Here is a 21,923-nt window from a genome sequence, read left to right as displayed (position 1 = left end):
AAGCAAAATTCAGCGACATGGATAAGGTTCAGAAACAAAGAGGAAGCATCGTGCTGCACAAAGAAACAAGGGACGGTGCAGACTACATACGGATAGAATATGCGAGCAGTCAGGCTGTCGCCCAACTGCTCGCCCAAGACACAGGCATGGAAATGGCTGGCAACGGCTCTGCATACATAGCGTCAGCCGCTTTCAGCCTGCCGGATTTCTACGACCGCTATTCACCCCACGCCTATATTGATTACAGCCGGGTTTACGTGCGGCATCCCAAACCTAAAAGGGAATACACACTGCCGAAAGGCTACCTCGAACTGCTGGAACAGAAGCGTTACAGCCCCTCGACCGTCAAAACATACCGTGCCTATTTCAGCGACTTCATGGAATATCACAAGGGACGGAACATCGACCGCCTGAAAGTGCCGGACATCAACAAGTACATACTCTATCTTGTGAACGAGAAGAAAATCTCGGTGTCGCAACAGAATATGCGCATCAATGCTATCAAGTTCTATTACGAGCAGGTGAAAGGCGGCAAACGGCAATACTACGGCGGTATCACCCGTGCCAAAGAGTACAAGAGCCTGCCCGAAGTGTTGAGCAAGAATGAAATTAAGCGCATCCTTGCACAAATTTCCAACATCAAGCATCACTGCATGATTTCGTTGGTTTACTCTGCCGGACTTAGAAGAAGCGAATTGCTTAACCTGACCCCGCAGGACATCAACAGTGAAACAATGTCGGTTCGCATCATGGGCAAGGGGAAGAAATGCCGTTATTCGCTCCTTTCGCCCAAGTTGCTGGAAGAACTACGGCACTACTTCCGGGAATATCGCCCACAAAAATGGTTGTTTGAGGGCGAAACACCCGGAGAACAATATTCGGCAAGTGCATTGGTGAAAGTGCTGAAAGAAGCCGCACATCGTGCTGGCATCAAACACCGTGTACACGTACACATGCTGCGCCACTCCTTTGCCACACACTTGCTGGAACAGGGAACAGACCTGCACACGATACAGGAATTGCTGGGACACAACGACATCAAGACCACAACCATTTATCTTCATGTGTCAAGTGCCCATAAAGCAAAAATCCCTAATCCCCTTGATACACTGGATAATCCGTGAGGTGCAGTTATAGAAGTGTAGGAACGACACCATAAGGTGCGGTTATAAATAAATTATCAACCATAAAACGTAGAAATATGTACGAAGAATTTTTAGAAAAAAGCCTCAATAGCAAGAGGCAAGCAGTAGATGATACTTTTATTGCTAAATATGCTGATTTGTCTTATCCCGAACTGAATACTTTATGGCAGGAGGTCGGGTTAGGAAGTTTTTGTAATGGGCTGTTTAAGCTCATCAATCCATCCGATTATCAGGATGTGATAAACTCCTGTTTTGAAAAGGAGGATGACCAATCATTTCTACCATTCATGTGTACGGCTTTCGGCGATCTCTTTGCCTATGTAAAGAATCCGAGACTGAATAATTACGTCGTTTATCTGAATGTCAGATACGGAACATATTTAATATTTCCTGCCAATCTTCGTGCGATTTTTAATAAGGTAATGGTAAATGAAAGTTTCTTGAAAGGCTGGTTTGATTTAGAAAATTATCCTATAATACAAGAAAAACTCGGAACTCCAGATTATGACGAGTGTTTTGGATATTCTCTACTTTTGGCTTTGGGAGGAAGTGAAGATATTGAAAACATCAAGATAGTCAAGACTATTCCGTACATTGACATTTGTACCCAAACAATCGGCGAATTTGAAATTGCAGATAAATGGTGAATATAGAATAGGTTGATAACAACGCAGGATAACGGCAAGCCGTTCCCTGCTGAACCATTACTAACAATACGAATAACTCTTTATGACAAAATTCATTTTAGATGCGATGTATTATCAGATATTCATATTTAATAGGGATAAATTTATATTGGAAAATCCACATGAGCGGACGATACAGATAATATGTGGAATATTATTTCTTCCTGTTATAGTATTGACGTATCTACTGATAAAGGAGAATTTCAATTATAAAACCCCTTTTGTGTTTTTTATCATAATCTATGTTTTACTATACAAGACATTCTGTTCGTATTATATCAAAAGGAAAAAAGGTATGGAAATTATAAGGAGTAAACCTCTAATATTTAATAGCCAAAAGATTTCTTCCTTCATATCATGGATGATTTATCCCATTTTGGTTGTATTACTTTATTTTATAATAACACATCGTCATTGGCTAAAAATTATACAATAAAGATTTAATAAGTTAGTAACAACGAAAGATAGCATCTGACGATGCTCCTTTCTAACCAATAGCGTACATATATGAATAATGTAACAAGAGTAAGAATTGTATATGAATGTAGCATAATAGGTGTTGTTTTGCTGACATTCTTAAAAGGTATGTTCCCATACATGGGAGCATGGTGGCGAGTAGCCCTTATTACTTCACTTGTAGGATTGTGGTTTTCACTATCTTATCTGAAACGGTATAATTATAAATGGGGGTTCAATTACATAGGAAATCATTTATACATTAACCTCTTATTGAAAGTACAGAAGTGGTTTCAGAACGCTACAATCATAGCCTTATTGATACCTGTATTCTTAAAAGACCTCTTGTATAATCAATATTGCTTAGTAGCATATATATTGCTTGTAGGTATGTTCTTGGGCGTGAAGCTGGCTACTTACACAGTAGAGTACGCTATATATAAAAGTAAATTCATTGGTAACAAGGAAAGATAACCCCTGAACGCTTTCCCTCACCAAACCATTATGAATAAAGGAATAAAAAAGACAGATAACTATTTTGAACGAGTGAAGCAGCGTGCAAACCGGACGAATTACAGATACTATTTTTTTGACTACCTATATTTCAAGGGAGAGGTTTGGGGCAAGAAGATAGGACGGATGTCAGGTTTTATACTGCTGTTTTGGTATTGGTGGTGGATAGTAGTTCTGCCCGGTAACTTTCTCCTGATTAACAATGTACCGCAATGGTCGTCCTTACATCTTGGCTATTTAGGTGCAATGTTTTTGTTTATTTGTGTATTTATTCTTGCACGATACAGGAAAGCCCGTGTACAGGCATTGTTGAACCGCTACCGCCGCTCTAAGCATATCAGCGCATTACAGGCATATTTTCTGTTCCTGCTGCCCTTTGTACTTTTCTTCTTAGAAACATGGCTGTTCGATGAATGGGGTTGGACGGATTGCGTGAGGTGGAACAAATGATATGTCATTCATATATAAAACATCAGATATGGAACAACGGATTACATCACTATTGCTGCCCGCTCCCGAAGCGGAACTGGAAGCGTCCTGCAAGGAACTGGACGAAAAGGTAACATGGCTGCTGCACAACAGCCGGAAAATGGACAACTACTTGGAACTTGAACCGTTCAGCAAGGACGGGCGGCTGTGCGCCCACGTGTGCGACACGCTCAAAAGCCTGCCGGAAACGCCGACACTGGCGGCGTACAAGGACTACAAGACAATCATCATTCTGCTGGGTATGTCCACCACACATTACGCCATACTGGACGAACTGGCGGAACAGCACCGCAAGCGGGACGACATACCCGAACTGACCGCCTACTGCGATGCGCTCCACTGGATGCGACCGGGACGGCAGTACCTATGCAACGTGTACAACACGGTATGCCACGCTTTCCACCTGCTGCGGAGAAACCCGGTAAGGGACAACCGCCTGCTGGTGACGGAAAAGGAGCTGCGCCACGCCGAACGGATGCTGCCGGAACTGGGCAGGCAGACGTTCACCGAAATGGTACGTCTGAAAGGCTACATGGTCTATGATGCCGAGCAACTGGCGGATAAATGCGGCATGGAATACGGCTCGTTCCGGCGAAAGGTAAAGAAAATGACCGGGTACACGGCTAAAGAATGGGTGATAAAGGAACGGGTAAAGGACGTGGAACACTACCTGATGAACACAAACCTCACGCTTACCGAAGTGGCGTTCACCACCGGGTTCGCATCGACATCGAACTTGAACGACTTCTGCAAGGCTTACTTGCTGGACACACCGGGCGAGATACGCAGAAAAGCGCAGGAAACAAGAAAATGCACAGTTACAAGAACGTAATGTGAAAAATCAAGAATAAAACAGATTTTTTATGCCCGTAACTTTGTGCTTCATAAAAGATAAGCACAAGGTTATGGAACATAAGATACCGTTGGAAACATACTTCGCCGGACTGCTTCAAAAAGTGGAATGGCAGATACAGGAATACGAGGACACCGCAGCGGACACGCTGACGCTCTGCCGCCTGTGCGTGGACTACCTGCAAGAGATACTGGGCGAACTCAAAACCTTTATAATCTCCTACCCGTTCGCCAGCACGGAAGAAGAAATACACTTCTTCAAGGAACTGAAACCGCTTTTAGCAAGCAAAATCATCTATTACAACACCGTTTACAAGATAGAGGTGCGCTTTCCCAGCGGCAGCGAGGACGTGCAGCGGGACTACCTGCTGTCGGAAACCGACCGGATTTCAAAGTCGTTCCAGCGGAACTTGGCGTTCTACCAGTACCACCGCACGAAAGCCACCTACTTGGACAGGCAGTATTTCATGCGTGGGAAGCCTGACATACAAATCATTGTGGACAGTTTCTATTACGAAACAGACCCACAGTTCAGCACCAGTCACGACTTCAAGGTAGCCAAGATTTTAGCCAACGAACTGCTGGAAATATACCTCACCAACCGACTGCACGAACTGGAACGCCGGGAACAGCGCAAGCGGGTGAAGAACGGCTTCACAGGAAAGGTGCTACGCTGGACGGGGACGAAAAGGGCGTTGGTGGAGCTTGTCTATGCACTGGACGCCTGCGGCTGTCTGAACAAGGGAACGGTTGATATTAAGGAGATTGTAGCCTATTTTGAATACGTTTTCGACATCGACCTCGGCGACTTCTACCATACCTACATGGAACTCAAAGCCAAGACCAAAGACCGCACAGGCTTCCTCTCCACCCTGAAAGACAGGTTGCTGCTGCGCATGAGGGAACAGGATTAGGCAACCGTTCTTTAACAAAATTTATTTCGCCACAGGTGGGTTCGCCTGTGGCGTTTTATTTTTCAGGACACCCGAACTTTGCGGCAAATCAATTAGTTACCATTATGGAAATAATAACATTCGAGTCCAAAGCCTACAAGGAACTGGACAACAAAATTACTGCCATTGCCGATTACATATTCAATCATGTAGAAAAGGCAAAACAAAGTGAAGAAGATATGTGGGTGGACAGCTACGAGGTCTGCACGTTCCTGAAAATAAGCGAAAAGACCCTGCAACGCCTGCGGGTATCGGGGACTATCGCCTATTCCAACATCAGGGGACGTTATTTCTACAAGGTCAGCGAGATACGCCGGATGCTGGAAGAACGTTTGATTAGGAGCAACAAAGAGAACATCGACAACCTGATAACCAACCACCAACTGTATGCTAAGGAAAGAGGAAATCTTAGAAAGAACAAGTAACGGGCTGGCGGTATTCAAACACTACCTGCCCGGAAACTGGCGCATAGGTCGCAACTTCCTTAACCCGCTGTACGAGGACAGCAAGGCTTCCTGCAACATCTACTTCGACCGCCGGGGCGGTATCTACAAGATGAAAGACTTCGGCAACGACAGTTACAGCGGCGACTGCTTCTTCCTCGTGGGGCAGTTAAAGGGGCTGGACTGCAACCGGGCGGCTGACTTCGTGGAGATACTGGAAATCATTGACCGGGATTTGGGCTTGGGGCTGGCTTCCGGCACTCCGGTTTCCGTTCCCCCGGCAACCGTCCGCCGGGCAGAGCCGGACAAACCCGAAGAAAAGCCCGAAAAGCCCGTCAAGCCCTACCAGTTCCGGGAACAGAAATTTCCGCTTGCCGAACTGGTGTACTGGCAACAGTACGGCATCACGCCCGAACTGCTGGAACATTACAAGGTCTGCTCGCTCCGGGAATACAACAGCGAAACGGCAGAGGGCAAACCGTACACCTACACTTCATCGGTGGCAGAACCCATGTACGGCTACAAGGGCAAACAGTACATCAAGCTGTACCGCCCGTTCTCCACGCCCCGCTTCCTCTATGGCGGCAGCTTCGGCGAAAACTACTGTTTCGGGCTGGAGCAACTGCCCGCCAAAGGCGACACGCTATTCATCACGGGCGGCGAGAAAGACGTGCTTTCGCTGGCGGCGCATGGTTTTCACGCTATCTGCTTCAACAGCGAAACGGTGACGATACCGCCAACGCTGGTTTATCGGCTGACGTTCCGCTTCAAGCACATCGTCCTGCTCTTTGACATGGACAAGACGGGCAGGGAAAGCTCACGCAAGCAGGAAAAACTATTGGAAGAATTTGGCGTGAAACGCCTGCTGCTCCCGCTTCCGGGAACGAAAGAGGAAAAGGACATATCCGACTACTTCAAAGCCGGGAACACCCGTGAAGATTTCCTGAAACTGTTTATCGAATTTTTAGACAACCTGTATAGCGACACATTGATTATGCTTAAATCGTGCGAGATAGATTTCAACAACCCGCCCGCCAAAGCGCAAGAGATTATTTCGGCGGGTGACGTTCCGTTAGGAACACAAGGCAACCTGTTCGGCATCACCGGGGGCGAGGGAACGGGAAAGAGCAATTATGTAGCCGCAATCGTGGCGGGCTGCATCTGCCCGGCTGGTGCGGACATAGATACGCTGGGCATACAGATAACCGCCAACGGCAGGCACAAGGCGGTCTTGCTATATGACACCGAACAGTCGGAAGTGCAACTGTTCAAGAATGTAAGCAACCTGCTGGCACGTGCCAAACAGCCGGACAAACCCGATGAGCTGAAAGCGTTCTGCCTGACGGGTATGTCACGCAAGGAACGCCTGAACGCCATTGTGCAGAGCATGGATAAGTTTTACTACCAGTACGGCGGCATCCAGTTGGTCGTCATTGACGGCATCGCCGACCTTGTTAAGAGTGCCAACGATGAAGCGGAAAGCGTGGCGGTAATAGATGAACTTTATCGGTTGGCGGGCATCTACAACACCTGTATTCTTTGTGTGCTACACTTTGTACCGAACGGCTTGAAACTGCGGGGACATTTGGGCAGCGAGTTGCAGCGTAAGGCGGCTACAATCCTTTCGATAGAGAAAGACGAAGAACCCGCCCAGTCGGTCGTGAAAGCCCTGAAAGTAAGGGACGGAAGCCCGCTGGACGTTCCTCTGATGCTCTTTGCTTGGGACAAGGAAGCCGGGATGCACGTGTACAAGGGCGAGAAGCCCCGTGAGGAAAAGGAGAAGCGCAAGGAAAGGGAACTGGTGAATGTCGCACGTGACATCTTCGGGCGGCAGACACGCATCACCTACATAGACCTTTGCGAGCAGTTGCAGCAGGTCTTGGACATCAAGGAACGCACCGCAAAGAGCTATATCCGCTTCATGCGGGAAAGGGACATCATCACCAAAGACACGGCGAACCAAAGCTGTTTTGTCATCGGTTCATATAATCTTCGATGGAACACAAGTTGTCCATAAGCGTATGGATAAAACTTGTGTAATTCATGTGCTTGTGTCCTGCCCTGTTGTGAAACACGGCAGGATTTTTTCTGTTTGCACGTGAAAATTCAGGGTATTTGCTTAACTTTGCAGAAGTTACACGAAAAAAGTAACGGCAGTTGGACGGCGGTTGCCGGAATATTGCCTTTATATATAACATATACGTTCGCCGAACGTCCCAAAGTAGAAAACTGGCACTTTTCAAAATGTGGGGATATTCAGCGCAGGATATGCTATGCGTTTGTCATAGCGTGGCTGCACTGTTTCCACATTTGGGTATGCCAGTACCTCTACTTTGAAACAGCGTCATGCCACGCTTTCTTTTTGGGGTGGCGGCTAACGTGCCAAGACAGTAGGGATTTATATCACTTTAATACCTGACAATATGGAACAAATCAAAGCGCACATCGCCGTATCGCTGGACGGGCATACCGCCACGCCGGACTATGAACTGGACTGGTTGCCTGATAAAGTAAAAGCTATCATCGGCAAATACTATTTGGATGCGGATTGCCTGCTTATGGGGGCGAACACCTATAACTACATCTTTGAACACTGGGGCGGGTGGCCGCACAAAAGCAAGCGGTCTTTTGTGGTGTCACACTACGACACCAACGTGACGCCGGACTGCGGCGTGGAGTTCCTGACCGAAGAACCGCTGCAAAGGGTCTATGAACTGAAACAGAAAACCGACATATTGGTAGTTGGCGGCGGCAAGCTGCTTACTTCATTGATTAAAGCCGGATTGCTGGACAGCCTGACTATCTACACCGTCCCAGTCATGGCGGGCAAAGGCATCGGCTTTATCGGGGAAACATTCGGCTCACATTGGAAACTCTCGGAAAGCAGGGTGCTGGATAACGGGGTGGTCTGTTCGACCTACCTGTTTGGCGGGAGCGTATAAAAAATGCGCCCGGTTCCCGCCGGGCGCAACCACTAAAATTTCAATTATTATAAGTTGTAAAACCTATCACAATGAAATTTCAGTGGCAAAGATAGGCTATTTCTTCGGTTTCGCTTTCTTTTCGGGAAATGAAAAACCGATATTGAACTGTTCGTCCAGCACAAGCGAAGCATCGAAAGCCTTGCCGTTCTTGCCCTTGAAGCCCTTGATTAGCCCTGTCTTGCGTTTCGTCGCCAGCTCGACAATCTGCTTGTCGGAAAGCTGCTTGTCGCACTTGTTGCGGAATATGGTAAGCGTGCAGTCCACGTTGGAACACTTCGCCACTTTCGGGTAGAACAGGATGCGCCCGTTATTGCATTTGGGGCAGGAACAAGTTTCGCCATTGGCGATAGATAACTGCACCGATAGCAATTCCGCCGTGATTTGAGCGGCGTACACCTCAATGCCCTTTCGGAACATGTCGGCATCCATGCTGCCCGCTTCTATCTTGGCAAGGGCGGTTTCCCACATGCCCGTCATTTCGACATCGGCAATCTTCTTGTCCCTGACAATCCTGTAAACGGCAAGCCCCTTGTCGGTGGGTACAAGGTTCTTCTTCTCACGCACGATGTACTGGCGGGCGAACAGCGTTTCGATAATCGCCGCACGGGTGGCGGGTGTGCCTATCCCGGCATCTTTCAGGCTGGCTTTCAGTTCGGCATCTTCCAGTTCCTTTCCGGCGTTCTCCATTGCCGCAAGCAGGCTGCTTTCCGTGTGCAGCGGTTTCGGCTTGGTCTGCTTTTCGAGCAGATCCACGCCGGAGAGTGGCAAATATTCTCCCTCTTGGAGTGGCGGCAGGCTGGCGGCTTCTTCATCCCCGCCCGTTTCCTGCTCGCCGAACACGGCACGCCACCCGGCTTCTTTCATCACAGACCCTTTCACCGTGAAGTCGGTATCTCCCCCTGACAGCAAGGCGGTGGTAACGTCTTTCACGCACTTGCCCGAAAAGGCTTCCAGCATACGCCCGGCTACCAGCTCGTAAACCGCCCGCTCGTCTTTGGAAAGTTCGCCGGGCAGGTTCTCGGTAATGATTAAGGCGTGGTGGTCGGTCACTTTGCTATCGTTCACGCTGCGGCGGTTCAGTGCCGCACCGTCCAGCCCGGCGGCATACCCGGCAAAGCGGGGGTATTGCCCCAGCAGGGCGACACGTTCCGGCATTTCATCGAAAACGTCCTCCGGGATATAGCGGCTTCCAGTTCGGGGGTAGGACATCACTTTCTTTTCATACAGGCTTTGCGCTATGGAAAGCGTCTTGTCAGCCGAGAAGTTCAGCTTCGTGTTCGCTTCCTTTTGCAGCGTGGTAAGGTCGTACAAAAGCGGCGGTTCTTGACAGGCTTCTTTCCTCTCAACGGATTTAACCACAAGTTGCCCGGCATCCTTTACCCGTTGCAGGGCGGCTATGGCTTCGGGCTGCTGTTCCCACTTGGCGGTCGATTGGGCGGTGAAACTTATTTCCCCGCTGGCGGTCGCCGCTTTGAGTTGCCAAAACTTGGCGGGTACGAAATTCTTGTTCTCCAAATAGCGGCTGCATATCATCACGAGCGTGGGTGTCTGCACCCTGCCCAGTGAGAACACCCCCTGCCCGGCGGCAACGCTCAACGCTTGGGTGGCGTTTATCCCTATCAGCCAGTCCGCTTCGCTGCGGGACTTGGCAGAAAGGTAGAGGTTATCGTAATATTCGCCCGGCTGCAAGTTATCCAGCCCCTCACGGATTGCCTTGTCGGTAAGGCTGCTTATCCACAGACGCACAAATGGTTTCCGACAGTTCAGGTAATGGAAGATATAGCGGAAGATTAGCTCACCCTCACGCCCGGCATCGGTGGCGACAATAATCTTGTCGCACTGGTCGAAAACTTCCTTTATCACTTTCAACTGTTTCAGCACGCCGGGGTCTGCCTTGTAGCCTTTCTCCGCTTTCACCTGACGGGGAATTAGCTGGAAATCGGGCGGCAGTATGGGCAGGCTCTCCCTGCGGAAGTTCGCCACGCCGTAGGCTTCCGGCATGGCAAGCTGGATTAAGTGGCCGAACGCCCATGTCACCATATACCCGTTGCCGGAAAGATAACCGTCATTACGCCCGGTCGCACCGATGATGCGGGCGATGTCCTTTGCCACGCTGGGCTTCTCTGCTATCAATGCTATCATAATTCTTTACTTTTTAAGGTGGGTACTACATTTTCATTCCTCTGGACTTCTTGGGCTTGTCCGCTTTCAGGCTCTTGTCCTGCGCTTTCTCCTGCTTCTCTTTCTGCTTGGCGGTGGGCTTGTCCTGACCCTGTTTCAGCGGCTCTTTGCCCTGCTTGGTGGCTTCGTTGGTCTTGCCCCCCGAATTGACCGCTACCTGCGTCCGGCTCTCGGCGGCGGGGGTAACGTCTTTCGGCTGCACCTTGTCGGGGGATTTGCCCTGTGCGCCGGGCTGTACATGACCGTTGAACTCAACGCCCTTGCCGTCCTTTAGCCCGGCTACCTGCTGCTCTGCGGGCTGCTGTCCCTGCTGCAAGAACTGGACGGCGGCACGGGGCAGGAACTCCAAGCCACGCTCCACCGCACTGACCTGCAAATAGGCACTGCGCTTCGTGCCGTCCCTGAATTGCAGGTTTTCCATTTTCACCGCTTGCCCGGCTTCAAAGGCGGCTTTCTGCTCCGGGCTGACTTGCACGTTACAGATTGTATCGGGGCATTTCCACTTGTCAGCCCGCATATACTCCAGTTCGTGCGTGTACCTGTCCCGGCTGACGAACACGGGGATTTGCTCGCCGCTTTTCGGGTCTTTGATTTCAGCGATGCCGCCCAAGTTGCCAGTGCCTTGCAAGTTGCCCTGTTCCTGCTTGGTGAACCCGTGTTCATGGAACGGGCGTTGCAACAGTTTCTCGTCCTGCTGCACGCCGTGCAGCTTGGGGACTACCGTGCCGTCCTTAGCCTGATAGAAAGAGAGCTTGACATCGGTAGGTTTGAGGTAGAAGCCGCCCACCGTCCCCGAAACGGTGTAGGTGTTGCGGGACTTGTAGCCACGCATCACCCGGTCGAAGTCCTTCGTGTTTTTCAGGGTGTCGGCGGTGATGCCGACTTTTTTCAGGTTCTCCCAGTCGATTTTTGACGGGTCGAAGCGGTAGCCCTGCTTGAACTCGTGGAAGTCGGGCTTCGGAACTCGAAGCATTTCAGCCCGCTTGTTGCCCTCCGGTGTAGGGTTGCGGTGGTTGTCCTCGATTGCCTTTGCGTCCCGCTCCGCTTCGGAAGCCTTGACGCTGAACAGTTCCAGCCCGGAAGTGTCCTGATACTTGCGGTAGAAGTTGGAAATGAAGTTGCTGAACACATCGCTGTTCTTGTCCACCTGCATGAACTCGCCGCCGTGTGTCGGCGGCACGGTCTGCAAATTGCCCTCCTTGTCGATACCCTTAACGGCACTCACCTTGCCCTGCTGTTTATCCAAGACCAGCAGCACGTCTTTTTCCTGCCCCTCTGCGGGCGGGGTCATTCTGTTTGCCATAAATAATTGGAATTTTAGTGGTTACGGGAATAGTCCCGCCCAAAGGTAGCGACTAAATATGCTATATTTGGACGGGCGGCAAGGGCTGTCCGAATTTGTCCTGCGGTGTCCCGATTTGTCCGGGTGGGATGAAATTCCGCAACCATTGGTTGCAGAATTGAAAAGGGCATAAAAAAGAGAGTGAATGATTTCACTCTCTTTCGATGAACCCTTTGTGAACCCTTTGGTCGTTTTTTGAAATAGCTAAAACTCAAGTAATTTGCATATTTTGCAAAAGAAAATCATTCGAGTATGAACCATATGTGAACCCTTTAATGGATTAGCGGGGAACACTGTTTAAGCGTCATCGCGCTTCGTTAGTAATCTGTTATTGCACTCGTTTCAAATCCCCGATAGATTGGAGTGACATTTCTATGTAGGGAATAGTTTTTAGAATATGGATGTTATCTATTGCTTCTTTACCACCCAATGCCAATGCCGATACAAGACATGGAGATTATAGAATAAAAATAATTCATCTTTCTTATTATCAGTCATTTGAATATTTTCTGTTTTTCTCTATTTTTGCCATTTTCTGTTATTCAGTACACTTTGAAATATCATTTTCTTTTGTACCTTTGCATCCGCAGAAAACAAAAGAAAATCAACTATTTAGTGTAATTACCCGGTTACGGCACCTAAATCGAGATAAAACCTCTAAACAATGGCAATGTTAGAAAATAAAACGAAAGAAAACCCCAAGCTGGAGCAAAATAAGCTCTCGGACGGTAGAATAAGCCTTTACTTAGAGTATTATTTCCTCCTCAAATTATTAAAAGTAATACTGTCAAAAAGAAATACCTTTTATTCTTACTCTTTTCGCCAGTACTTATATCTTGCAGTCAACAGAAAAAAGTTTAGTACGGTTTGGATATATAGACAAAAAACAGACTAAACTCCAAACATGGAAATTCAGATATTTTTTATACATTTCTCTTATATACAAATGATAGCCGAATTCAATTCATATATGAGTAACATAGACATAGACTTCTTCAAGGAGTTGTGTCTGAAACATGGAGAGTTACGACATTATAAAAAGAATGAGTTTATTCTCCATGAAGGTGATGCCTGTTCTTTCTTCGGGTTTATCTTATCAGGCGTAGTCAAATACAGTTGCACCAACCGGACAGAAAACAAGCCGTATAATGTCGGTTTTTCCTTTCCAAATGAATTTATAGCCGATTATCCCACTTGCTTATATGGCATGAAATCAGAATTGAATATACAGGCGATAATCCCGTGCGAGATTTACATCTGTTCTTCTACATTCTTACAGCAAAAATTCAAGGAAAATAATGAAAACCAACGGATAGCCCGTATCGCAGCCGAACAGATGTTTTTCCAATCATATTCACGTTATTTGGATTTATTCAGATTCACACCGGAAGAGCGTTACCTCCAACTTTTAAAAAAATGCCCTGCAATCCTTCAAATGGTATCACTAAAAGAAATAGCATCCTACCTTAAAATTACACCCATACACATGAGCCGAATCAGACGCAAGCAAAGTTTTGACAACAAAAAATAAACATAGGTTTAGAAATTTACATTCATAACAATATTCCAAGAGTATCTTAATCTGCCAAAGAATTCTTCTTTTTATCTTTGTCTTATCTTTGGTTGGTTCAACGAAGAGACAAAATAAAGATTGAATGAGTTAAACAAGAGATTAAAAAAAAGAATATGAAAACAAAAGAAATTCTTGGAATACTTATGCTATTCCTCTGTACATTCAGCTTTATAAGCTGCGACGATGATAATGAACAGACAAATGAATTAACCCCCGAAGCACTTTATCAGACTTCATGGCGTGGAACAGGGCATTGTGAGGCTTGGACAGTACAAAATATGGGGGTCGGTATGCAATTTGTAGATACTCGGAAAGGGAAAGTAAATTGGGAAGGTTACGATGAAATTGATATTACTTATACAATAGAAGGGAAATATATCACATTTAATAGCAATGCTTTATATTTGGGTGGAGCCCCTTGGATTATCAAAAGCTATACCCAAAAACATATAACCATTATACAGAATGAAATTAGTCCAGATAAAGAGAAAGTAGCTACAATTGAATTAGAGAAAATAGATTAAACTGAATCATGGGAACATTAAGTTGCATAAATGTATGCTACAACAGAACAATGAGAACCGTGAGATTTGCAAATTGAGCAAAGAAAGTCATAAATACCTTGTAAATAAAGGAAAAAATGCAGATTCATCTAATATTCCTTTATGTGCTATTATCGGGCTGGTCTATGGGCTGAAACACAAGGAAAAGAGATTCACCTTGTTCTTTTGTATAGGATTGGTTATTGGGTTAGGATGAGCAATTTATATGCTACTGCTAATAAGGTCAATGTAAATCAAAGGAATATGAAACTGAAATATATATTGAATGCTATACTATTTGTTTTGGCATTATCTTTTTTGTCTATGTGTATATTTAAGACTACAGAGTTAAGTTTAAAATGTATGCAATTTGCTGTATCTATCTCTTGTATAGGAGCAATGTTTTCTACAAAAAGATATAGATACATATTTGCATCTATTGCTTTAATCATTATAGGAATATCTTTTTCACTTTAAATGTCCATAATAACGATAATGATTTGATTATTGAATGGTATAATAATAGTCCAGTCTACAGATAGCGACTAAAAACGGGGGCAAGGGATGCCCGAATTTGTCCTGCGGAGCTTGAAATTATCCGGGTGCGGTAAATCTCCAACTGTTGGTTGGAGATTTAAAACGGGTACAGACCGAAGTTAATCGCTTGCTTTAAACGAGCCATTTGTGAGCCATTTGTATATATTGTTTTCGGCTTATAATCAACAGTTTTACAAAAATCGCATTATACTTGTGAGCCATTTGTGAAGCGTTTATGAAGCGTATGGCAAGCCTTTGATTGAGTTTCCGTTATTCTCCTATTATCAGGTGACACGACAAAAAGAAAACATCTTCGGCAAAATCTTTGTTATGTTTTTGCAGGTGATTACATAATATACTATCTTTGCATATAGAAACAAAGGACATAAATATGGCTTCATTCAGAAAAGAGATACTTGGGCAGATTGAACGGATAGATACCGGGCGTATATTCACGTTCCGGGATTTATCGTTTGAAACGGAAAAGACCGCCAATGTTGCGGTGCTACTTTCCGAACAGAGCCGCAAAGGGGTACTGGTACGGGTTGAAAAGGGGGCGTACTACCGTCCCAAGAAATCAGTGCTGGGGCTGGGAAAGCTGCCTGTCTATCAGGATGAACAGTTCCGCTACCTGACTGAAAAACTGAACGGCTATATCACGGGGGCTTACATCTATAACAAAATGGGGCTGACCGAACAGGTAGCCACAACCATAACGATAGCCACTCCTAACCCGGTTCGCCGTTTCCGTTTCAAGAACTTGGATATAGAGTGCGTGAAAGCCTACTGCATGGTCTATCCGGATGAAAGCCTTGTCCCGTACTTGCGGCTGCTCGATGCGATAAAGGACATGAAGCGCATACCCGGAACAACCGGGCAGGACATCTACAACCGGGTCAAAAGCCAATATTTCAACGGGTACAGCCTGCCGGAACTGGAAAAAATCGTATCTTTGGCGAAAAGTTACCCGCCACGTGTCAGAAAGGTGGTGGCGGATATACTGGGCGACATCAGACAAACCGTATTGCAAACGGAAATGGCAAAGACCATTCTTCCCACGACACGGTTCAACTTGGATTATAAAACAGCATAGGACAGAAATATGAATTTACATTCGGACAAGGAAGCGTTCAAGGAAATCATCGCACTGGCGGCTGACCATTTCGGCTACGAGCAGTCGCACGTGGAAAAGGATTACTGGGTATCGAAGATACTGCGGGATATTTCCATGTCCGAATATGCGGATAAGACCTACTTCAAAGGCGGAACTTCACTTTCCAAAGCCTACGGGCTGATAGAACGTTTCTCGGAAGATTTGGACTTGTTCGTGTTCACGGGTGATAAAGGTGCGTCCAAGCAGGCAGAAAAGACATTGAACAAGAAACTTTCCAAATACATAGCCGAACTCAATAGTGACATATACAAGGAAGATTTGTCGGAAACGGGCGGTAATTACCGTAAACTGTATTTCTCGTATGACAATGTATTTCAAGGCGTGGGACTGAAAGAACATTTGGAAGTAGAGATAAAATCCTGTGACCTGCCGGACAAAAAACTGATGTTCTACCCGGCGGACAAGCGGGTTATCAAACCGATTGTGACCGCCTTTCTTGAAAGCATCGGGCAAGAGGAACTGATAAGCACCTACGGGCTGGAAAGTTTTGAAACGCAGTGTATCAACCCCCGAAAGACTATCTGCGACAAGGTTTCAAGGCTGGTAAAGCTGTCTTACAATGAGGATGCAGCCGCACTGTTGGCAAAGCATATCCGTGACGTTTACGACTTGTCGGCACTCTACCACAATCAGGAATATAACGATTACCTACATTCGGAAGATTTCTTGGATGCCATGTACCGGGTGACGATAGAGGACGGACTAAATAAAAACTCCCGTTCGCACTTGTCGCTGGCTGATGCACCGATATTCAAGGATGCCGAAGCGGTCATGGCGTTACCCGAAGTGGCTACGGCGTACACTACCGATTTGAAGAAACTGACTTTCGACAAAAGCAAGATGCCGCCGATAGGCAAGGCTGTGGAAGCATTGAAGAACCTGCACGAAATATTAGTGCGTTTTGAAGCCTACCGCACCAAAAAGCAAAATGAAGAACAACCGTAAAGCTACATCGGCTGTTCTTCACTCCATACATTATTATATATAGCTATTCTTCCTCCTTAATCAAGTGGCATAACTCCGGGTCGTTCTTAATCCGGGTTATCTCGTCCTCGACTATCTGCCTGACTTCCTGACGGATGCGGTCATAGTTGGCTTGTATCTCCTCCTGCATCCGGTCGTTGCCGTCCTTGTCGGTGAAGTCGATAATCTGCGGCAACTTCACGTAATGGGCGGTTTCCCGCTTCACCTTTTCGTTGTCCACCACGATTTCGCAGTGGAAAATCTTCTGCTCTATCCGTTCATCGAAGTTGTCCGCCACAGCACCCACGAACATACCTTGCGTGAGGTTGGATATTTTGCTGGCGGGTATCAGGCTGTCCATTTGGGTGCTTATCGAGGTGGATTTTTCCCGTTGGTTTATCGTCATGCTCTGCCGTTTCTGCAACACCTTTCCGAAACGCTCGGAAAGGATTTTCGCCGTTTCACCGACTACTTGACCGCTGAACACGTTACCCACAGTATTTTGGATAACCCGGCTTTCCTTGTCCCCGTAATCACGGGTAAGCTGGCTGTAATCCTGAAAGCCTAACAGAACCGCAACCTTGTTGCTTCGGGCGGTGGCAATCAAATTATCCAACCCCCGAAAATATATAGTTGGTAATTCATCTATTATCACCGAACTTTTAAGCTGACCTTTCTTGTTTATCAGCTTCACGATACGGGAATTATATAATCCCAGTGCTGCCGAGTAGATATTTTGGCGGTCAGGATTGTTGCCGACAACCAGTATTTTAGGCTCTTTCGGGTTGTTGATGTCAAGTGAAAAATCATCGCCCGTCATTACCCAGTAAAGGGCGGGTGAAATCATCCTTGAAAGCGGGATTTTTGCACTGGCAATCTGCCCCTGCAACTGTTCAACTGCCGAACTTTCCCAAGCGTCCACGAACGGGGAAAGGTAATTTTCCAGTTCGGGATAACTGCGCAAAATCGTGAATACATCAGCGTATTTCTTGTTCAACAGTTCTATGGCATGGGGAAACGTGCAATACCTGCCGCCTTGATAGATGCGCAAATACCAAATAATGGCTGCAAGCAGGATAATCGGGCTTTCCACGAAGAAGTCGCCCTGCTTGCTTATCCAGCTTCGATTGAGGTTAAGCATAATCGTGTAGCTGGCTTCATAAGCATCCGCAATGTCCGACATGAAGCTGGCGTTTATAGGGTTACATCGGTGGCTCTTGCGTGGGTCGTCAAAGTTGATAACGTAAAATTTCGGCTTGACCTTGTAGCCGTCCAAGTGGTTAAGCAAATGATTGTAAGCGATTTCCGAAAGGTCAGGAAACTTATAATCATACAGGTAGAGCGCAAAACCTTTCTCGATTTGCTGTTTTATGTAATTATTTACTACTGCGTATGACTTCCCGCTGCCCGGCGTTCCTAACACGATACTCGCACGAAAAACGTTTACAACGTTAATATAGCCATTGTTCCACTTCTTCTTATAGTAGAACCGGGTAGGCAGATTTACAGAATACTCGTTCTCGATAAGCCTTGTTTCCTGCTGGAAACTTTCGTTCTCGGTATTAAAGACATCATCCATGAGGTTGTTTTTCAATAACCGGGACATCCACGTACCCGCCATGAGCATACAGATATAGCCCGCCGACAGCGTGGCGATATAAAACACAGTGTCCGCCGTATGTGGCAGCGGAAGTTCCAGCAGCCACCAGTTCAGGAAAAACAACACGACACCCGCCGCAAGGCTGCAATGTATCTTCGCCCACGTTATCTTTTCCTCTTTCACGCCCTTAGTGCCGATACACGACAGGGCGAGGAACACCACCGAAAATAGTTTTGTCCATAAGATAGACGAGAACAGCCCGGTGGTGCGCTGGAAGTTCCACAGTATCTTGTCTATCACCTCAAACGTCACTCCCCATTCTTTCAGGGTGGAGTAACAGAACCAGTACACGTTTATTCCCACGAATAGAATACTGACAGCCCGCATAAAGTCCATGACCCTTGCAAGCCCTCTCAAATCATCTTCCTGTTGCATGATTGTAATGTTTTTAAGTTAGTTGATGCGCCTTGTGCGCTTCTTTTTCTTCTTTCTCTTTTGGCGGTCGGTGTCCTGCGGCTCGTCACCGCCTGATGCACCGCCGCCCAGCAAACCGCCGAAAGCACCCAGCACGGAAGCCATGCCCGAAACGATGTCGGCTTTCGGCGTGAAGCCCGGCTGTTCCTGATGCGTGGGCTGGTCTTGCTGCGGTGCTGCCACTTCGGACTGGTGTATCTTTCCGGTTTCGCCCGAAAAACGTTCGTTGAACACGTTCGCCGAATACTCCTTACCCAAGCGTGAACCGTTCAGCACCACCCGGCTGTCGTGGTCGATGAACGTAACGCCATAGATGCGCCCGTTGTCGTTCTGACGGAATACCACATCAATGCCCTGCTTCTTTAGCTGTCGTTCCAGTTCCTTGCGGCTGCGGGCGGTCTGCATGGCAGTGGCTACAATCTTCCGGGTGCGCTCTTTCAGTTTCCCGTTCTTAATTGCTTCGCCCGATTTCTCCATTCTGCGCTGCACCGCTTCATAACCTACCGACTTGCCGATGCGGGAAGCCTTTACCGGGTTGCCCACCTTTTCGCCCTTGTCGTTCATGGCGGAATAGACAATGCCCTGATAGGGCTTGCCGTTTATCTCGCCTTTGACTTCCTCGGCGCACACGTTGTAAGCGGCAAGCAAAGCCTTGTACTCCCCGAACGACTGGAAGCGGTAGCCATAGCAAGCCGCTTTCACGGTGTTGCCGATTTGGTGCTTCACGTCCCCGGCGGCATAGTCCACCTTTTTAAGTTCGGGGCGTTCGGCACGTTCCTTTCGTTCTGCCGGGTGCAGGTTGTATTTCTGCTCCAGTTCACGGGTGATTTGCTTGCTGCGCCGATGCTCGAACTTGTCATTCAGCGGCTTGCCGTTCTCGTCCACCCGCAACCCCACGATGTGGATATGGTGGCGGTCGATGTCGGTATGCTTGTACACCAGATAAGGCTGGTCGCCATAGCCCAACTTCCGCATATACTCTTTGGCGATGTCGGAAAGCTGCCGGTCGGTCAGCACGTCTTCCGGGTGCGGGTTTATGGAAATATGAAGTATCGGCTTCTTGGTGGATAGCTGGACGGGCATCTGCATTTCAAAGCTGCGCATACACTCGCCGATAGAGAAATTCCCGTCCTCGCCCAACAGCATCCGGTTGGAGAAAAGCACCTTTGCTTCCCCGCTGTCCACCTTGTTTTGGTTGTATGCCAGTGCGCCGAACATATTGCCGCCCGTGCTTATTTTGGCAACCATAGTTCCCTGCACTCGTTTGTCAGGTCGATAACCTGACGGTTCAACACAGCCAGTTCGGTGGTCGCTTTCTCCAGTTTATAGAGAAAAGCCAGTGCCTTTTTCTCCGAAAAGTTACTATTCAGAGCCTTTACCACTTGGTTGTAATTGACCGCAACCGCCCGGAACTGGGCATAAAATTCGGTCAGCCGGGCGCAATATTCTACTGCCGATTTGTCCACTTTCACCACCCGGAACGGCTCGCCGAACAGCCGGGCGGCGATGAAACGGGACTTGCTCGTGACGCCCGACTGCTCCCATTGCGAGAGGAAGCGGGCATTCTCCCAGTCGTTCAGGTAAAGGACATGGCGATGCTTCGCCGGGTCTGCGAGGGCGGGGCGACCGCCCTTGTTGGTTCTTCTTGTTTCCATGCTTCTTTGGATTAAAAAATTACGACTTCGGAGTGATTTTTACCCCCGACAGGGGCAAGGCGTTTTCAGGCACGGAAAACGGTTCTATGTGCCATAGAACACACCTTGCTATTTTCTGACGAAAATCGAAATCCGTCACGGACGGATTGGGGTTAGCGTGGAACGGTAAGCCCAGCCATTCACCAGCCCTGTTTTACACCTGCGCCCCCTGCGGTTCGTTACTCCGCTGCAAAGTAACGGTGATTTATAATGCTGTAAAATAGGTGGTTGGTGGACAAAACGGGACAGCGCAGGACAAATCGGGACAAGGTTTTCAGGGGACGTTTTTTCTCCCTTTTTTTGCATCGGATTTCAATATTGAAAGCAAGATTGAAAGAAATATTCCAATCAGGAAAGAATGATTGAAAGCAGGATTTCAATAAAACATGATTGCAGGATTTCAATATTTCAAGAAAGAATGAAAGCAGGAAAACAAGATTGAAATAAAACAGTCTTTCAATATTTCAAGATTGCAATATGGAAAGAATGATTGAAAGCAATAAACAAATCTATCAACCAATAATGAACGGAAGCAATATGGAAAACGAGAAAACACCCCTTTATGTCGCCTTTTCCACACAAAAGGGCGGGGTCGGCAAAACCACCTTTACCGTGCTGGCGGCGAGTTACCTATACTACCTCAAAGGCTACAATGTGGCGGTGGTCGATTGCGACTACCCCCAGCACTCCATTGCCGGGATGCGCAAGCGGGATGCCGAGCAGGTCGGGGCGGATGAAGATTACAAGCGCATGGCGTATGAACAGTTCACCCGGCTGGGGAAGAAAGCCTACCCGGTACTGTGCAGTTCGCCCGAAAAGGCGATTGCAACGGCTGACGGATATATAGCCGCCGGACACGTGCCGGATATAGTGTTTTTCGACCTGCCCGGCACGGTGAACAGCGAGGGCGTGATAAACTCCCTTGCGGGCATGGACTACATTTTCACCCCCATTTCAGCCGACAAGGTGGTGCTGGAAAGCAGCCTGTCGTTCGCAATGGCTATCCAAAAGCTATTAGTGAAGAATGAAGCCTGCCGACTTGCAGGGCTGTACCTCTTTTGGAACATGGTGGACGGTAGGGAGAAAACAGACCTTTACACCGCCTACGACAAGACCATTAAGGAACTGGAACTGCCGCTGATGAAAACCTTTATCCCCGATACCAAACGCTACAAAAAGGAACTGGTGGCGGATAAAAAGTAAGTATTCGATAAACTCCCTCGTATATTGGGTAACGTATGTTCATAATGTCGTTTATTCATTTTATCGTTCTATGATTTATTGTTACATCAATTCAACCCAAAGATGTGCGGGTTCTATAG

The 21,923-nt window shown here is 47.4% G+C and carries 19 protein-coding genes and 1 pseudogene; 15 read left to right on the top strand and 5 right to left on the bottom strand.

What is annotated here, in order from left to right; all coding sequences use genetic code 11:
- Positions 1-17 precede the first annotated feature (17 nt).
- From NBH16_RS16280 to NBH16_RS16240, 10 genes are all read left to right on the top strand, one after another.
- Positions 18-1,124 carry a tyrosine-type recombinase/integrase gene (locus tag NBH16_RS16280; RefSeq protein ID WP_004309994.1) on the top strand — a complete coding sequence of 369 codons (1,107 nt, stop codon included), beginning with the start codon at positions 18-20 and terminating at the stop codon, positions 1,122-1,124.
- A 77-nt stretch (positions 1,125-1,201) separates the two neighbouring features.
- Positions 1,202-1,792 carry a T6SS immunity protein Tdi1 domain-containing protein gene (locus tag NBH16_RS16275; RefSeq protein WP_119958725.1) on the top strand — a complete coding sequence of 197 codons (591 nt, stop codon included), beginning with the start codon at positions 1,202-1,204 and terminating at the stop codon, positions 1,790-1,792.
- 82 nt (positions 1,793-1,874) lie between these two features.
- Positions 1,875-2,267 carry a hypothetical protein gene (locus NBH16_RS23570; protein ID WP_010803471.1) on the top strand — a complete coding sequence of 131 codons (393 nt, stop codon included), beginning with the start codon at positions 1,875-1,877 and terminating at the stop codon, positions 2,265-2,267.
- 71 nt (positions 2,268-2,338) lie between these two features.
- Positions 2,339-2,761, top strand: coding sequence for a hypothetical protein (locus NBH16_RS16270; protein ID WP_004309990.1), 423 nt, complete (start codon positions 2,339-2,341; stop codon positions 2,759-2,761).
- Positions 2,762-2,791: 30 nt separating this feature from the next.
- Entirely contained in the window at positions 2,792-3,250 is a 459-nt protein-coding gene (locus NBH16_RS16265) for a hypothetical protein (RefSeq protein ID WP_004309989.1), read from the top strand.
- A gap of 28 nt (positions 3,251-3,278) precedes the next feature.
- A complete protein-coding gene (locus tag NBH16_RS16260; protein ID WP_004309988.1) occupies positions 3,279-4,121 on the top strand; it encodes a helix-turn-helix domain-containing protein in 843 nt (280 codons plus the stop codon).
- 31 nt (positions 4,122-4,152) lie between these two features.
- Positions 4,153-5,055: an RteC domain-containing protein gene (locus NBH16_RS16255; RefSeq protein ID WP_004309987.1), complete on the top strand. Its 903-nt coding sequence runs from the start codon at positions 4,153-4,155 to the stop codon at positions 5,053-5,055.
- A gap of 104 nt (positions 5,056-5,159) precedes the next feature.
- Positions 5,160-5,519, top strand: a complete 360-nt coding sequence (locus NBH16_RS16250) for a helix-turn-helix domain-containing protein (RefSeq protein WP_004309986.1) — start codon at positions 5,160-5,162, stop codon at positions 5,517-5,519.
- On the top strand, positions 5,482-7,554 hold the full coding sequence (locus NBH16_RS16245; protein ID WP_119958727.1) for a bifunctional DNA primase/helicase: 2,073 nt from the start codon (positions 5,482-5,484) through the stop codon (positions 7,552-7,554). Before NBH16_RS16250 ends, NBH16_RS16245 begins: the two co-directional genes overlap by 38 nt.
- Before the next feature lie 406 nt (positions 7,555-7,960).
- On the top strand, positions 7,961-8,479 hold the full coding sequence (locus tag NBH16_RS16240; RefSeq protein WP_004309984.1) for a dihydrofolate reductase family protein: 519 nt from the start codon (positions 7,961-7,963) through the stop codon (positions 8,477-8,479).
- A gap of 96 nt (positions 8,480-8,575) precedes the next feature.
- On the opposite strand, the gene NBH16_RS16235 is transcribed toward NBH16_RS16240, so the two are convergent.
- Positions 8,576-10,663, bottom strand: a complete 2,088-nt coding sequence (locus NBH16_RS16235) for a type IA DNA topoisomerase (protein WP_004309983.1) — start codon at positions 10,661-10,663, stop codon at positions 8,576-8,578.
- A gap of 25 nt (positions 10,664-10,688) precedes the next feature.
- Positions 10,689-12,005 (bottom strand): DUF3945 domain-containing protein, encoded by a 1,317-nt coding sequence (locus tag NBH16_RS16230; protein ID WP_004309982.1) that lies wholly within the window; start codon positions 12,003-12,005, stop codon positions 10,689-10,691.
- A gap of 943 nt (positions 12,006-12,948) precedes the next feature.
- Here NBH16_RS16230 and NBH16_RS16225 point away from each other — a divergent pair.
- The 4 genes from NBH16_RS16225 (at position 12,949) to NBH16_RS16210 (ending at position 16,815) form a co-directional block, all read left to right on the top strand.
- Positions 12,949-13,575, top strand: coding sequence for a Crp/Fnr family transcriptional regulator (locus tag NBH16_RS16225; RefSeq protein ID WP_004309980.1), 627 nt, complete (start codon positions 12,949-12,951; stop codon positions 13,573-13,575).
- 155 nt (positions 13,576-13,730) lie between these two features.
- Positions 13,731-14,141, top strand: coding sequence for a hypothetical protein (locus tag NBH16_RS16220; RefSeq protein WP_004309979.1), 411 nt, complete (start codon positions 13,731-13,733; stop codon positions 14,139-14,141).
- Between the two features lie 946 nt (positions 14,142-15,087).
- Complete coding sequence (locus NBH16_RS16215; RefSeq protein WP_004309978.1) at positions 15,088-15,789, top strand: DUF6088 family protein; 702 nt, start codon at positions 15,088-15,090, stop codon at positions 15,787-15,789.
- Positions 15,790-15,798: 9 nt separating this feature from the next.
- Positions 15,799-16,815, top strand: coding sequence for a nucleotidyl transferase AbiEii/AbiGii toxin family protein (locus NBH16_RS16210; RefSeq protein WP_004309977.1), 1,017 nt, complete (start codon positions 15,799-15,801; stop codon positions 16,813-16,815).
- 43 nt (positions 16,816-16,858) lie between these two features.
- Here NBH16_RS16210 and mobC read toward each other — a convergent pair whose 3' ends face one another.
- Genes mobC through mobA form a run of 3 tightly spaced genes read right to left on the bottom strand, consistent with a single transcriptional unit; the run spans position 16,859 to position 20,562 of the window.
- Positions 16,859-18,868: a conjugal transfer protein MobC gene (mobC, locus tag NBH16_RS16205; RefSeq protein ID WP_007478174.1), complete on the bottom strand. Its 2,010-nt coding sequence runs from the start codon at positions 18,866-18,868 to the stop codon at positions 16,859-16,861.
- Between the two features lie 18 nt (positions 18,869-18,886).
- Positions 18,887-20,155, bottom strand: coding sequence for a conjugal transfer protein MobB (gene mobB, locus NBH16_RS16200; protein WP_007566686.1), 1,269 nt, complete (start codon positions 20,153-20,155; stop codon positions 18,887-18,889).
- Complete coding sequence (mobA, locus tag NBH16_RS16195) at positions 20,140-20,562, bottom strand: conjugal transfer protein MobA (RefSeq protein ID WP_118409742.1); 423 nt, start codon at positions 20,560-20,562, stop codon at positions 20,140-20,142. Before mobA ends, mobB begins: the two co-directional genes overlap by 16 nt.
- A 561-nt stretch (positions 20,563-21,123) precedes the next feature.
- Between mobA and NBH16_RS16190 the strand changes: the two are divergent.
- Positions 21,124-21,801, top strand: a pseudogene (locus NBH16_RS16190) (ParA family protein); the annotation flags it as partial.
- Positions 21,802-21,923: the final 122 nt, after the last annotated feature.

This window comes from Parabacteroides sp. Y3-G-102 (assembly GCF_023656845.1).
Taxonomy (GTDB): Bacteria; Bacteroidota; Bacteroidia; order Bacteroidales; family Tannerellaceae; genus Parabacteroides; species Parabacteroides distasonis.
The sequence above is the reverse complement of the archived record's forward strand: the minus strand, read 5'-3'. Positions and strand labels throughout refer to the sequence as shown.